The following is a 14,490-nucleotide window of genomic DNA, read 5'->3' on the forward strand; positions in this document are numbered from 1 at the left end:
GAATGCGGGATCAGCACGCTATACGGTAGCGTCTCAGGGCCTAGCCGACAAAGATCAAAGTTGTCTGGGCCGATAGTCGACGCTTATGGATGCTCATTCGAGCGCCTTGGTCATATTCTCGATGACCTTCTTGGCATCCGAGAACACCATCATCGTTTTGTCAATATAGAACAGATCATTGTCGAGACCGGCGTAACCGGACGCCATCGACCGTTCGTTGACGATCACGGTGCGCGCCTTATAGGCTTCCAGAATCGGCATGCCGGCCATCTGGCCGAATTCCGCGTTGATGTCGTCCATTTCGTAAACCTGGTCGTACGGCACTTCCGCTTCGGCGAGCAGCACGTTCATATGTCCCGGCATCCGGCCGGCCACTGGATGAATCGCATAACGCACCTCGATGCCCTTGTTTGTAAGCTTATCGGTCAATTCCTTCGGCGCATGCTGTGCGCGCGACCGCGAGGCCGTAGCCAGGAACGATCACCACGCGCGGGATAGACGACGGGTGCGCCCTGAAACAGGTGGAACTTATACTTGCCGGACAGCTTGCCGAACGCGATCACGGATCCAGAGAACGTAATCGCGCCGATGAAGGTGCCGATGAACAACTCGACGCGATTGCCATAAGGCAGTTCGCTGCCGGTTGTCGCCAGTCCGAAAGCGGACGGCTCGGAGACTACCGCATAGGCAATACAACTGGCGGCAAGACCGGTCAACGAGTGCATGGCTGCAATGAGGTCGGGCATCTTGGTCATCTCGACGCGGACTTCGGCTAATTCGACCAATGTCCCGCCGGCCTGTGCGTAGCCGCTATCGGGGAAATGGGCACGCTCGCCTGCAGTGCTTTGCACCTGAACGGTATGCTCCTGCGCGGTGAGTTTTTTGACTGTTTTCCGGTGTGCCGGCGACACGCGTCTCGCCGGCGCGGCTTTCGGCAGGGATGCCGATTCTCATGAGTGTTCCTCCAGGAATCGATAGACGGAATTGGCGGATCGAGGCCCGCCTTTTGATGCCGGGACCGTGCATGGACGATCGGGACAGGATTGGGCGTTTCGATGCTGTTTGGCTTTCGGCGCGTTCTGTTGGGCGTCGGGCGACGCCCAACAGACCGTCAATACCGCAAATTAGAACTTGTGACGCAGACCGATCGTGGCTTCGAACAGCGAGTTGAAGCCATAGAACGGCTGGTTCGAGCCGGAGGCGGCGGCGAGGGTCGTCCATGCGCCGGTGAGGTGGTTGTAGTCCACGCCGACATAGACGTCGGTGCGCTTGCTGAGGAAATAGTCGAACGTCGGACCGGTCGTGATACGCGTGCCGCTCCGGCCGGCGTGATGGACGAAGTCGATGTAGAACGGCAGGTCGAGCACGAGTGACGGCGTGATGAAGTACTGGACCGCCGTGGAGAAGGAGTCGTTGCGATAGTCGGCCGGGTAGACGTGGCTGTAGATATACGAGCCGAACACCTTCGCCGCGCCGAACTTATACGTTGCGCCCGCGGTGAAGATCTTTTGCGAGCTGTCCGGGATCGTCACGCCGAAGTACGTGCTGCCATAGGTGCTGGTCGCAGGCGTCAGGCCGCCGATGTCGTTGACGATCTGATAGGCCGCGCCAACGCTCAAGGGGCCGTGGTCGTAAGAAAGGCTGACGGCCGGCGACGAGTTCTGGTGAGTATTCCCCGCTGCCCCGCCAAAGGTATACGAGCCCTTGAGGGTGAAACCGGCAAGCGCCGGCGAGGTATATCGCACGGAATTGTCCAGACGGCCGCCGCCAGTCAGACCGGCGCCCTGAAAGCCGACCGTGCCGGTGTAATTGGCGAACGCATAGATATCGTGCGTCCAGCCCATTTCATGCACCAGCGTGTATTGCCGGCCCATCGTCAACGTGCCGTAGTCGGTACTGCGTAGCCCCACCATCGCGGTGCGGCCGAACAGGCGGGCGGTGCCGGACGGCGTAGATTGCTGTGTCACGCCGGTATTCGGTGTAAAGCCGCCTTCGAGCTGGAAGATGGCGGCCAACCCGCCACCGAGATCCTCGGTTCCCTGCAGACCCCAGCGGCTACCCTGAATCTCGCCGCCGCTACCCATCGTGAAAAGCTTCCCGCCGGATTTGTTCTGATGGGTGTCGTAGCGCACCGCTTCGTCGATGATGCCGTACAGGGTGACGCTCGACTGCGCGTGTGCGATCCCAGAAATTGCCAGTCCAAGTCCAGTTAGTGTGCCTAATGCATGCTTTTTCACGAGTAGATCCCCTTGCAGATTGACGAAAAATGGAAAACTCCAAACCGACTGCCACGTCCTCTCAGCGCGGCATGTCTTTTTTATAAAGCGACGACGCGACATATTCGCTTCATCGCCGTACTCTCAGTTCAGTGCGGCGACCGCGGCGGCAATCTTCCTGCAGCCCTCATCGATATTGTCGATGCTTGTCGCGATCGACATCCGGAAGAAAGGTGAAACGCCATAGGCCGATCCGGCAACCAGTGCGACGCCGGCGTGTTCGAGCAGGTACAGAACGACATCTACGTCGCCCTCGATGCGCTTGCCTTGCGGCGTGGTGCGGCCGATCATGCCGCCGCAATTGACGTACAGATAGAACGCGCCGCCCGGTGTTTTGCAACTGATGCCGGGAATCGCGTTAAGCGCTTCGAGTGCGTGGTCGCGGCGTTCCTTATAGGTCCGCACCGATTGCTGCACGAATGTCTGGTCGCCGTTCAGCGCTGCGAGCGCTGCGGCCTGGCTGATCGAACTGGCGTTGCTGGTGGATTGGGACTGGAGCGTGTCCATGGCCGCGATCAGGTCGGCGGGGCCGGCGGCGTAGCCGATGCGCCAGCCGGTCATCGCGTAGGTCTTGGACACGCCGTTGACGACCAGGGTACGTGAGCTGAGTTCGGGTTCAATCGACAAGAGGTGCTGTGATGCCTCGCCGTCGAACCGGATGTGTTCGTAGATGTCGTCCATCATCACCAGCATCTGCGGGTGACGCAACAGCACATCCGCCAATGCGCGCAGTTCGGCGGCGCTATAGGTTGCGCCGGTGGGATTGGTCGGCGAATTGATGATCAGCCAGCGCGTGCGGGGCGTGATCGCCGCTTCGAGGGTGGCGGGCGTGAGCTTGAAACTGTCTTCCTCGGTGCAGGGCACGACGACCGGCACGCCGTCACAGGCGAGCACCATGTCCGGGTAGGACACCCAGTAGGGCGCGGGAATCAGGACTTCATCGCGTGCTTCAACGGTGATGGCGAGCGCGTTGAAAATCGCGTGTTTGGCGCCGCACGTCACGATGATGTGTTTGGGATCGTACGAAAGACCGTTCTCGCGTTGCAGTTTTGCCGCGATGGCGGCGCGCAGCGCCGGCGTGCCCGCGGTTTGCGTATAGCGTGTTTCGCCGCGCTCCATCGCGTCGAAAGCGGCCTGGCGAATATGCGCGGGTGTGTCGAAATCAGGTTCGCCGACCACGAGGTTGACGATGGTTTTCCCCTGCCGCCGCAGTTCCGCGGCCCGGTCCACGGCGGCACTGCTCGGCGAAGGCTTGATTCGCTGGACGCGGGCGGCAATTCGCGATGCACTCACACTTGACTCCTCAACGGCATTTGATGACGCCTCACCTTAAGCGCGCGAAAAACTTCAAGCCAAGACGTCTTTCCGCTGGCGCAATAACATCCACTTATGACAGGGCGATACGCGTGCGCGTCCGGCATTTACCGATCGGGGGCCATGCGGGAATACGCTGACAGGCCACGCTTTTAGCGTTGCAGGAGCGGGAGCGAAGTTTTTTTTAGGCACTGTGCGCGGCGTGGCGCTTGCCCTATCATTGTCGCCATCACTGAACGTTGAGACGCGACTACCGTGAACCTGCGGCGTTTGAAGTATTTCGTGAAGATCGTCGATATCGGCAGCCTGACGCAGGCCGCCGAAGTGCTTCATATCGCCCAGCCGGCGCTGAGCCAGCAGTTGATCACGCTCGAAGACGAGTTCCAGCAACAGCTGCTCGTGCGCACCAAGCGGGGCGTCACGGCCACTGAGGCGGGCGCCACGCTGTATCGCCACGCCCAGTTGATCCTGCGCCAGTACGAACAGGCTCAGGCCGACGTGAAGAGCGCCGGCCAGACGCTGTCAGGCCAGGTTTCTGTGGGGCTCGCGCCCGGCACGGGCGCGTCGGCGCTCTCGCTGCCGCTGTTGCGGACCGTGCGCGCCAGGCATCCGGACATTCTTCTCTACATCAACGAGAACTTCGGCACGACGTTGAGCGAGCTGATCATGAACGGGCGTATGGACATGGCCGTGCTGTATGGCGACAAGCCCGTCCACGGCCTGTCGTTCCAGCTTCTGATGAACGAGGAACTGTTTCTCGTGGCGCCGCGCAGCATGGGGATCACGCAGGAACAGATCGCCGTGACGGAGTTGCGCGACGTGCCTTTGCTCCTGCCGCGTCCGTACAACTATCTGCGCAAGTACGTCGACGAAGGTTTCGCGCGCGTGCAGATGATCCCCAAGGTCGTGGCCGAAATCGAATCCGCGTCGACCTTGTCAGCCGCGGTGAGCGCGGGGATCGGTGCGACCATCCTGCCAGATTCCACCGCACGGGTCGTGGCCGCGGCGGGCGACGTCGTGCAATGCCGGATCGTTTCACCCGTCATCAAGATCCCGCTTTCGGTGTGTCTGTCCGACCACTTGCCGCTTTCCGAGCCCGCCGCGGCCGTCAAGGACATCCTGTTGGAACTGGCCGGCGACCTTGCGCTCGACGTGCGCTTCGAGTCCGGTGCCGATAGCGCCGATACATAAGCGCGCCTTATCGCTACAAAGCCAAACCGTCTTGGCGCATTTTTTATGCGCCGGATACATTGAGTCCATCGTCGATCGCCCCGGTTCGCAGTGAGCCGGCGCGACGAGGCTAGCCGTCACGCGGGCGAGGCAACGGGAGATTGAATCTGGTTGCCGTACAGCCCCAGCGGTGCTTCGCGCACGCCAATCGACCGGCGCGCGTCCAACCGGCTACGGACTCAAAGATGGATCTCCAGAAGATTAAGGCGCTTATCGACCTGTTGGCGGATTCTCCGCTGGCCAAGCTCGAAGTCATAGAGGGCGAGGAACGGGTCAAACTTGTGAAGGCGAAACGGCGCGGCAAGCGGGCTGACGCGCCTTCGGGCGATGAACGTGTACCCGTGAGATCCCCCCCGGGCACCCAGGGAAGCCAAGGGGCTCAATCACCGCACGCCGGGCCTTCGCAATCCATCGACACTCCCAAGGCAGCCCCCACAACCGCCAGTGTGGCGCAACTCGTTCGTGCGCCCATGTTCGGCGTCGTTCATCTGACGCCGGCGCCGGGCGAGGCGCCCTTCGTGAATCCCGGCGACAAGATCAAGGAAGGGCAGGTGCTCTGCACGATCGAGGCAATGAAGATGTTCAACGCGATCGAGTCCGAACTCAGCGGCGCCGTTCTGGAGATTCTTGTGGCTCCCGGCAGCGAAGTGGAGTCCGGGCAGCCGCTGTTCCGAATCGGTTGATCGACCATGTTCAACAAAGTACTGATTGCCAACCGCGGCGAGATCGCGCTTCGAGTCCAGCGCGCCTGCCGTGAACTCGGTCTGAAAACCGTCGCCGTCCATTCCGAGGCCGACGCCGATGCACGGTATGTGAGGCTCGCCGACGAGGCGCTGTGCATCGGTCCTGCCGCGCCGGGGCAGAGTTATCTGAACCGGGCCGCGATCCTGTTCGCGGCGCATGTGAGCGGCGCGCAGGCGATTCATCCCGGTTATGGCTTCCTGTCGGAAAACGCGGATTTTGCGGCGCAGGTCGAAGCCGCCGGCATGGCCTTCATCGGCCCCGAGCCCGACTCCATCCGCACGATGGGCGACAAGGTCGCTGCCAAACGGGCCATGCGTGCGGCCGGCGTGCCCTGCGTGCCGGGCCCGGACGGCGGTCTGCCGGACGACCCCACGGAAATTCTGCGAGTCGCGCAGGAGATCGGCTATCCGGTGATCGTCAAGGCGGCGGGTGGTGGTGGCGGACGAGGCATGCGCGTCGCGCCGGGCCCGGAGCAGTTGCTCGAAGCCGTGTCGGTGACGCGTGAGGAAGCACGCCGCGCCTTCGGCAAGCCCGAGCTCTATGTCGAGAAGTTTCTCGAGCATCCGCGTCACGTCGAAATTCAGGTCTTGTGCGATACGTACGGCAATGCCGTGTGGCTCGGTTCGCGCGACTGTTCGCTGCAACGGCGTCATCAGAAGGTCCTGGAAGAGGCGCCCGCACCCGGCATCGACCCGGAACTGATCCGGCAAGTTGGCGAGCGCTGCGCCGAAGCCTGCCGGCAGACGAATTACCGTGGCGCGGGTACCTTCGAATTTCTGTTCGAGAACGGCCAGTTCTACTTCATCGAAATGAATACGCGGCTGCAGGTCGAGCATCCGGTGACGGAAATGACCTCGGGCATCGACATCGTGCGGGAACAGATCCGGATCGCCCAAGGACACGCGTTGACGATCCGTCAGTCGGACATTTGCACGCTTGGTCATTCGCTGGAATGCCGGATCAACGCCGAGGACCCGTTCACCTTCGCTCCGTGTCCGGGGAAGATTTCCGTTTGGGAACTGCCGGGCGGCAACGGCGTGCGGGTGGACTCGCATATGAGCAGCGGTGCGGTCGTGCCGCCGTATTACGACTCGCTGATCGCCAAGGTGATCACCCATGGTGCAACCCGTCAAGAGGCGCTGGTGCGTATGCGCATCGCGCTCTCGGAGATGCGCATCGAAGGCATTCGCACCAACGTGCCATTGCATCAGGCCATGCTCGAGGACGAAGGGTTCGGTGAGGGCGGCGTCGATATTCATCATCTGGAGCGTTGGCTCGCAAAGAGGAAACAGACATGACGCCGACTGTTGAGCATGCGTCGATTGCGCACGGGGATGTAGTCGAACGGCTGCGTCCGGATTCACAGAGGACTGTCCTTGCAATGAAACAGGATGAATCGGAGCAGGCGCTTTGCATCAGCATGCTGGGTACCACGGCCATGCTGTTCGAAGCGCCGGGCGCGCTCGATCTGCATGCCCAGCGCCGCATCTGGACGCTCGCCCGCGAGGTCGAATCATGGCCGGGCGTGCGTGAGGCGGTGCCGGGCGTGACCAATCTGATGGTGACATTTTCTACGCCGCCCGCGGATCCGGACTCGCTCGGCGCCGCGTTGCGCGACGCTTGGGCGGCGGCGGGCGAGTTGCAGATCGAGGGGAGGGTGGTGGACTTGCCGGTGGAATATGGCGGCGAGTTCGGGCCACATCTGCAGGACGTGGTGAATCACACTGGCTTGTCCATCGACGAAGTCGTTCAATTGCACTGCGCGCCGCTCTACACGGTCTATGCGCTCGGCAGCCATCCAGGGTACTGCTATCTGGGCGGTATGGACCCGCGTATCGCCACGCCGCGGCGCAAGGTGCCGGTTCTGGGCTTGCCTGGCGGCGCGGTGTCGATCGGCGGGGTGCAGACCGGCGTGTCGGCATCGACGGGACCGAGCGGCTGGAACACGATCGGTCATACATCGATGTCGTTCTTCGACCCCACGCGCGATAACCCGGCCACGCTCGCACCTGGCGACATGATCCGTTTTCGGGTCGAGAGGATTGTTCCATGATCGAGATCTTGTCGTCGTCCGCGCTCGCGACGGTGCAGGACCAGGGGCGTGAAGGCTATCTGCGTTACGGCGTCGGAACGGCCGGCGCGATGGACCGCTTGGCGCTTGCGGTCGGCAATCTGTTGCTCGGCAATCCGGACGACGCGGCCGGCATCGAAATTCCGATGTTTCCGTTCCGCATCCGCTTCCTTGAAGATCTTTCGTTCGCCATCACCGGTGCCGATTGTTCGGCGCGCTTAGGCGACCGGCCGGTGCTGCCGTGGTGGACCGTGCAGGCGAAACAGGGCGACGTGCTGACGATCGGCGTGCCGACCCGCGGCACGCGCTGCTACCTGTCGCTCGCGGGCGGCGTGGACGTACCGGTAGTGCTCGGTTCGCGCAGTACGCAATTGCGCGGCCAGTTCGGCGGCTACAACGGTCGTCAGTTGCAGAAGGGGGATGTGGTAAAGGCAGTGGGTCTCGCCGGGCGCATCGTGCAGCAAGATGCGGTGCTCGCCGCGGGTTTCGGCACGGTGCCGCCTGAGTATTCGTTGCCGGCACCGTTATCCCTGCCCGCAGCCGACGCGGGCGAAACCGTGGTGCGCGTGCTGCCCGCCGCGGAATACGATTGCTATAAGCCGGAGTCGCTCGAAGCGTTCTGGCGCGACGGGTGGAAAGTGACGCCGCAGAGCGATCGCTACGGATATCGTCTCGCCGGTCCGATCCTGGTCGCGACGCATTCGATTGAAAAGCGCTCGCATGGCATCGTGCCGGGCGTGATCCAGGTGCCGCATAGCGGACAGCCGATCATTCAGCTTCGGGATGCGCAGCCGTCGGGTGGCTATCCGAAGATCGGCACCGTGATCGAAGCCGATTTATGGCGGCTCGCGCAGGCGCGCATTGGTACGAAGATTCGCTTTGTTCAGACGACGTACGCGGAAGCCGTTACGGCGCTGGAAGAACTGGACAGTTATCTCGTCAGGGTGCGCAATCTCGTTGCACTGTTTTGCCCTTCCCGACACTGACACATGACACAAAAAATCGAAGTGGATATCGGCGAGCTTCGGCAGATCACGTCGTGGCTTGCAGAAGTCGATATCGAGTTCATCGAAATCAGCAAGCCCGGGGCGACGGTTCGGTTGACGATGGAGCAGGCGCCTGGCTCTGCCGGTGCGGATGCGCCGGCGCAGGCGGTTTCGGCTGTGGTTCCCGGCGGACTCGCGCGCGCAGCGGAAACTACGCAGACGCACGCCGCCAGCATCACCGCGAAGTCGGCCGGCATCTTTCTGTCGACGCATCCGGCGCGTTCCACGCCATTGGTCAGCGCGGGCGATCACGTCAAACCGGGCGACATCGTCGGCTTGCTGCAGATCGCGCAATTGTGCGTGCCCGTGGTCGCGTCGGCGGATGGCGTGGTCATGCGGTTGTGCGTCACGCATGGCACAACGGTCGGTTACGGAACGCCCTTGCTCGAACTCTCGCCGTCGGCGTAGACGCATATCGATAGATAGACACTGAGCCGGTGTGGTCCGCTGCGGATAGCCCGGCACAGACCGCTTAAAGAATGGAGAGTGGAGAGTGGAAATCGACCTGAACGCTGACCTGGGCGAAGGCTTTGGACCCTATCAAATGGGCGAAGACGAAGCGATGCTCGATATTGTCTCGTCCGCCAACGTCGCATGCGGCTATCACGCGGGCGACCCCGTCATCATGGACAAGACGGTGCGGATGGCGCTGGCGCGCCAGATCGACGTTGGCGCGCATGTGGGCTTTCCCGACCTGATGGGCTTCGGCCGGCGGCAGATTCAGGCGGACCCGCTTGAACTGGCGAATTACGTGGTGTATCAGATGGGCGCGCTTGCGGGCATCGCGAAGCGGGCCGGACATCGCGTCACGCACATGAGCTTTCACGGCGCGTTGGGCAACATGGCCGCGGCATCGTATGAGCTGGCCGAGCCGCTGGTGCGGGCGCTCGCCGAATTCGATCGCGACCTGATCATCAGCGTTTCGACGAACACGGAAATCGAGCGCGCTGCGGATCACATCGGGATGCGCACGGCCAACACGTTTCTCGCCGATCGTGCCTACGACGATCAGGGCGCGCTCGTGTCGCGCAAGCTGGAAGATGCGGTCATCAAGGATCGCGCGGCCGTCCTGGCACGCGTCAAGGAGTTGCTCGAAGACGGCACGATCACGACGATCACGGGCAACAAGCTCAAAGTCGCGGTCCAATCGATTCTGCTGCACGGCGATACGCCTGGCGCCGTCGAACTCGCGCGCACGGTGCGCGGCGTGATCGAATCCGCGGGCGGGCGCGTCGTGCCGGTGTCGAAGCTCGTACGCTAGGCGCGCGTCGGTCAACCTGCATCGACCAAGCTGCATCGGCCAACCATAAGCCGGCCTTATAGCCACAAAGCCAATCCGTCTTTGCCCCACGTTTTCACGACGTATACATTGCTAAACAGGCTTATCGCACGCCTCAAAGAGCGACAGTCCAGAACTACAAATGGAGGTCATTCATGCCGTTTTCAGACTACAAGATCGCGCTGGTGACGGGCGCTTCGACCGGAATGGGCGCTGCGATTGTCGAGCGCTTCTGCCGTGAAGGACTCGAAGTGCATGCGCTAGCTCGCAACGCGGAACGTCTGAACGAGCTGGCGGAGCGAACTGGTTGCATCCCGCACGCGATCGACGTGTGCGATTTGCCGGCCGTCACGAAGCTGACGCAGGACGTGCAGTTCGATATCGTCGTGAACAACGCCGGCGTATCGACCAAAGGCTCGATTCTGGACGCCGCTGCCGCGGACATCGACCTTCAGGTGGAAGTCAACCTGCAGGCCGTTCTGCATATCGTGCGGCTCACCATGCCGGGTATGGTTGCCCGCGATCGCGGTCACATCGTCAACATCAGCTCGATCGCGGGGATCTACAACTTCAACGGCAACTCCATATACTCCGCGACGAAGGCCGGCATCCATGCGTTGTCGCGTCAGTTGCGAGTGGATGCGACCGGCAGGCGCGTACGTGTGACGGAGATCTGTCCGGGCCGCGTCGCCACCGATATTTTTGGCCACGTGCATGGCGACATCGAGGCGGCGCGCAAGCAGTTCATCGACGGTTTCGAGCTGCCGTTGCCGTCCGATATTGCCGACGCCATCGCCTTTGCGATCGCCGCGCCGCTCGCGGTCAACATCAGCAGCATGGAAATTCTGCCTACGCTGCAGGTGCCGGGCGGGTTGACGACGATCAAACGCGATTCCGCCGACCAGAACGAGTAAGTGCAATTCAGAGTTCAACAAGGAGGTTTTCCATGCGTGCATCGGTACTGGTTACCCGTGCGTCATTTCCGGATATCGTCGACCGCCTGCGCGCGAACTTCGACGTGACCGACAACCCGGACGACACGATCTGGACGCAACCAGAGCTGATTGCCAGGCTGCAGGGCAAGGTGGGGGCCATGACGGCCGGCAGCGACCGGATCGACGCAACCTTGCTCGACGCTTGCCCGCAGTTGAAGGCGATATGCAACATCGGCGTGGGCTACAACAACGTCGACGTGGAAGCCTGTACCGCGCGTGGCGTGCTGGTGACGAATACGCCGGACGTCCTGACGGATACCACCGCCGACTTCGGCTTCGCGCTGATGATGGCAACGGCGCGGCGCATCACCGAGTCGGAACACTTCCTGCGCGCCGGCGAATGGACCAAAACCGGACGCTACGACATGTTCGTCGGCAACGATGTGCATGGGGCGACGCTCGGCATTCTCGGTATGGGACGTATCGGGCAGGCCATTGCGCGACGTGGTGCATTCGGTTTCGGCATGCGCGTGATCTATCACAATCGCTCGCAACTGGCGCCGGATGTCGAGGAGAACTGCCGGGCGCGCTATGTCGACAAGGAAACGCTGTTGCGCGAGTCGGATCACCTGATCGTCGTGGTGCCTTACTCGGCTAGCTCGCACCACGCGATCGGTGCGGCGGAGTTCAAGCAGATGAAATCGTCGGCCACGCTGACCAACATCGCACGCGGCGGCGTGGTGGACGATACCGCTTTGGCGGTAGCGCTGAACGAAGGCAGCATCGCGGCGGCCGGTCTGGATGTGTTCGAAGGCGAACCGGTTATCTGCCCGGCGCTTCTTGCGCAAAAGAATGTGGTGCTCACCCCGCATATCGGCAGCGCGTCTGTCAGCACGCGGCGCGCGATGGCCGCGCTTTGCGCAGACAATTTGATTGCCGCTCTAGGGCACGGCGCAGCGGCCGGCAAGCCGCCGACACCGGTGAACCCACAGGTACTGACACGCCCGACAGCCGCAGTCTGAACGATGACCAGCGCAGCATGCTGCGCCGGCGTAATTCCGCCGCCGTCGTTTCTCAAGCGCGAGCGCTCCGATAAAGGAGCGCGCCGACCGATGAGGCACCCGCAGAGGCGCCACATGCTGGAGACAAACACCATGCAGAACCACGCCTGTCGCACTGCCGGACGCCGTTCCGATTCATCATTCCCGAAACTTATTGCACCAGAAGAAAGGCCTCTGAAACGGTCTTTTTTCGCGGGCTAGTATCAATTCAACACGGGAGTCAATGACGGCTTCCGGGGGGATGACGATGGTGCCGTGGGTCGAGTCAGACCGGCATCGTCGCTTCGATCCGAATCATGGGACGTGTGCAACATGAAACTTCACTTTGACCTGGCGACGGTGCTGCGAGGCGACTATGGGGCGCTGTTTCTCCATGGGATCGAGCTCACCCTCGCGATGGCCGCGCTGGCGTGGCTACTCTCGCTGGTGGTGGGCATTCTTCTCACGCTGATCCGCCTGACCAACAATCGCCTCGCGAAGGCGTTTGTCGCGTCATTCGTGGCCTACCATCGCAATGTGCCGATGCTGGTCCAGATCCTGTTCTGGTACTTCGGCATTTCGAACATTCTGCCGGAATCGTTGCAGACTGTGCTGAACCACTACAACGGCCAGTTCATTTTTGCGGTCGTGGCGATTGGCTTGTGCAGCGCGGCCTATCTCTCCGAAGATATCCGCAGCGGATTGCGCGCAATTCCTTATGGTCAGTACGAAGCCTCGCGTGCACTGGGTCTGAACTTCCTGAACGGCATGCGTTTCGTCGTGCTTCCGCAAGCGCTGCGCAATGCAATTCCGCCGATGGTCAATCACGCAGTCCTGCTGTTCAAGAACACCAGTCTCGCGATGGCGGTCGGTGCGGCGGAGCTGACCTATGTCACCCGGCAGATCGAGAACGAAACCTTCCTCTCGTTCGAGTCGTATTTCATCGCCACGGCGGTGTATCTCGGGCTCTCGCTCGTCATCATGCTGTGCGGCGCCAGGATCGCGATGCACTACCGCATTCCGGGAGTGAAGTGACATGCTCGATATCCTGCGCGACAACTGGACACTGCTGCTCATCGGGCAGTATCCGCATGGCCCGCTCGGCGGCATCGTACTGACGATCCTGCTGTCGCTTTCAGCACTCGTCATCGCATTTCCCCTGGGTATCCTGGTCGCCTTGGCACGCATCAGTCCTTTCCGGGTTCTGCGGGCGCCGGCCACAGGTCTCGTCTACATGGTGCGGGGCATCCCACTCCTGATGGTGATTTTCTGGGTGTACTTTCTCGTGCCTGTGCTGACCGGCTATCCGGTTACAGGGTTTGTCACGATGCTGTGCGCACTCGTCATCTATGACTCGGCCTATCTCGGGGAAATCATCCGTGCGGGCATCGAGGGGCTGCCGAAAGGACAGACGGAAGCTTCGAGAGCGCTCGGCATGAGTTACATGAAGACCATGCGCGCAGTCATCCTGCCGCAGGCGCTTTACAACGTCGTGCCGAGCATGGTCACGCAGTTCGTATCGACGATCAAGGAAACCTCGCTGGGCTACATCATCAACGTCCAGGAAATCTCCTTCGCAGCGGACCAGATCAACAACCGGCTGCTGACGAAGCCCTTTTCCGTGTACCTGATTCTCGCCTTGAGTTACTTCGCGCTGTGCTATGCGCTCACACAGCTTGCGCAGTATCTGGAGCGGCGCGTAACGCGCAAGCGGGCCGGTGTCGCATCGAGGACCCGGAAGGCGGCCAACGTTGCGCTGACCGATCCGCTACCCACCGAGAACTAGGCGCTCAATCACTTCGAGGTATTTCGCATGATCAAGTTTTCCGGCGTCAACAAATGGTACGGCGAATATCACGCTCTCGTGGACGTGAACGCCGAAGTTCGCAAAGGCGAAGTCGTGGTGGTCTGCGGACCGTCCGGATCGGGTAAGTCGACACTGATTCGCACCGTCAACCGGCTCGAGGAGATCAACCGTGGGCAGATCTTCTTCGACAGTCAAAATATTTACGACAAGAAGCTGGGTCTGAATGCTTACCGCAGCCGTGTCGGCTTCGTGTTTCAGCAATTCAACCTGTTTCCGCACTTGTCGGTGCTGGACAACATCACGCTTTCGCCAATGCGAGTGCACGGCCTCAAGCGCGCGGATGCGGAACGTAAAGCGGCGGATTTACTCGCGCGCGTCGGTCTGTCGAACAAGGCCAGTGCGTTTCCGCCGCAATTGTCCGGTGGTCAGCAGCAGCGCGTCGCTATTGCGAGAGCACTGGCGATGGATCCGCCGGCAATGTTGTTCGACGAGCCCACCAGTGCGCTCGACCCGGAGATGGTCGGCGAAGTGTTGAACGTGATGAAGCGCCTCGCGCAGGAAGGCATGACGATGATGTGCGTCACGCATGAGATGGGGTTTGCACGCGAGGTTGCCGATCGCGTCTGGTTTATGGATGCAGGGAAGATTCTCGAAACGGCGGAGCCGGCAGAATTCTTCTTGCGCCCGAAACACGAGCGGGCACAGCGATTCCTGTCCGATCTTCGCTCACATTGAGGCAAGCAGGGCG

General features: G+C 61.6%; 14 protein-coding genes and 1 pseudogene. 12 read left to right on the forward strand and 3 right to left on the reverse strand.

Annotated features, from left to right (window positions below; all coding sequences use genetic code 11):
* Positions 1–93: 93 nt before the first annotated feature.
* From BUE39_RS33790 to BUE39_RS19035, 3 genes and pseudogenes are all read right to left on the reverse strand, one after another.
* A pseudogene (locus tag BUE39_RS33790) lies at positions 94–845 on the reverse strand (NAD(P)(+) transhydrogenase (Re/Si-specific) subunit beta); the annotation flags it as partial.
* 279 nt (positions 846–1,124) lie between these two features.
* The gene (locus BUE39_RS19030) at positions 1,125–2,237 is read right to left on the reverse strand and encodes a porin (RefSeq protein WP_073430277.1); all 1,113 of its coding nucleotides are present in this window, start codon (positions 2,235–2,237) and stop codon (positions 1,125–1,127) included.
* A gap of 123 nt (positions 2,238–2,360) precedes the next feature.
* Complete coding sequence (locus BUE39_RS19035; RefSeq protein ID WP_073430278.1) at positions 2,361–3,569, reverse strand: aspartate transaminase; 1,209 nt, start codon at positions 3,567–3,569, stop codon at positions 2,361–2,363.
* A 276-nt stretch (positions 3,570–3,845) separates the two neighbouring features.
* On the opposite strand from BUE39_RS19035, the gene nac reads away from it, so the two are divergent.
* From nac to BUE39_RS19095, 12 genes are all read left to right on the forward strand, one after another.
* The gene (gene nac / locus BUE39_RS19040) at positions 3,846–4,781 is read left to right on the forward strand and encodes a nitrogen assimilation transcriptional regulator NAC (protein ID WP_073430279.1); all 936 of its coding nucleotides are present in this window, start codon (positions 3,846–3,848) and stop codon (positions 4,779–4,781) included.
* 224 nt (positions 4,782–5,005) lie between these two features.
* Positions 5,006–5,503 (forward strand): acetyl-CoA carboxylase biotin carboxyl carrier protein, encoded by a 498-nt coding sequence (locus BUE39_RS19045; RefSeq protein ID WP_073430280.1) that lies wholly within the window; start codon positions 5,006–5,008, stop codon positions 5,501–5,503.
* Between the two features lie 6 nt (positions 5,504–5,509).
* A complete protein-coding gene (gene accC / locus BUE39_RS19050) occupies positions 5,510–6,862 on the forward strand; it encodes an acetyl-CoA carboxylase biotin carboxylase subunit (RefSeq protein WP_073430281.1) in 1,353 nt (450 codons plus the stop codon).
* Positions 6,863–6,945: 83 nt separating this feature from the next.
* A complete protein-coding gene (pxpB, locus tag BUE39_RS19055; protein ID WP_073430282.1) occupies positions 6,946–7,617 on the forward strand; it encodes a 5-oxoprolinase subunit PxpB in 672 nt (223 codons plus the stop codon).
* Complete coding sequence (locus BUE39_RS19060; RefSeq protein ID WP_073430283.1) at positions 7,614–8,621, forward strand: 5-oxoprolinase subunit C family protein; 1,008 nt, start codon at positions 7,614–7,616, stop codon at positions 8,619–8,621. The genes pxpB and BUE39_RS19060 overlap by 4 nt, the downstream gene beginning before the upstream one ends.
* A 3-nt stretch (positions 8,622–8,624) precedes the next feature.
* Positions 8,625–9,089, forward strand: a complete 465-nt coding sequence (locus tag BUE39_RS19065; protein WP_083085669.1) for an acetyl-CoA carboxylase biotin carboxyl carrier protein — start codon at positions 8,625–8,627, stop codon at positions 9,087–9,089.
* An 85-nt stretch (positions 9,090–9,174) separates the two neighbouring features.
* Positions 9,175–9,942: a LamB/YcsF family protein gene (locus BUE39_RS19070; RefSeq protein ID WP_073430284.1), complete on the forward strand. Its 768-nt coding sequence runs from the start codon at positions 9,175–9,177 to the stop codon at positions 9,940–9,942.
* Between the two features lie 173 nt (positions 9,943–10,115).
* Positions 10,116–10,874: an SDR family oxidoreductase gene (locus BUE39_RS19075; RefSeq protein WP_073430285.1), complete on the forward strand. Its 759-nt coding sequence runs from the start codon at positions 10,116–10,118 to the stop codon at positions 10,872–10,874.
* A gap of 32 nt (positions 10,875–10,906) precedes the next feature.
* Positions 10,907–11,917: a 2-hydroxyacid dehydrogenase gene (locus tag BUE39_RS19080; RefSeq protein ID WP_073430286.1), complete on the forward strand. Its 1,011-nt coding sequence runs from the start codon at positions 10,907–10,909 to the stop codon at positions 11,915–11,917.
* Between the two features lie 351 nt (positions 11,918–12,268).
* Positions 12,269–12,970 carry an amino acid ABC transporter permease gene (locus BUE39_RS19085; protein WP_073430287.1) on the forward strand — a complete coding sequence of 234 codons (702 nt, stop codon included), beginning with the start codon at positions 12,269–12,271 and terminating at the stop codon, positions 12,968–12,970.
* Position 12,971: 1 nt separating this feature from the next.
* Positions 12,972–13,721 carry an amino acid ABC transporter permease gene (locus BUE39_RS19090; RefSeq protein WP_073430288.1) on the forward strand — a complete coding sequence of 250 codons (750 nt, stop codon included), beginning with the start codon at positions 12,972–12,974 and terminating at the stop codon, positions 13,719–13,721.
* 27 nt (positions 13,722–13,748) lie between these two features.
* Positions 13,749–14,477, forward strand: a complete 729-nt coding sequence (locus BUE39_RS19095; RefSeq protein ID WP_073430289.1) for an amino acid ABC transporter ATP-binding protein — start codon at positions 13,749–13,751, stop codon at positions 14,475–14,477.
* Positions 14,478–14,490: the final 13 nt, after the last annotated feature.

The sequence above is a fragment of the Paraburkholderia terricola genome (assembly GCF_900142195.1).
Classification (GTDB): Bacteria; Pseudomonadota; Gammaproteobacteria; order Burkholderiales; family Burkholderiaceae; genus Paraburkholderia; species Paraburkholderia terricola.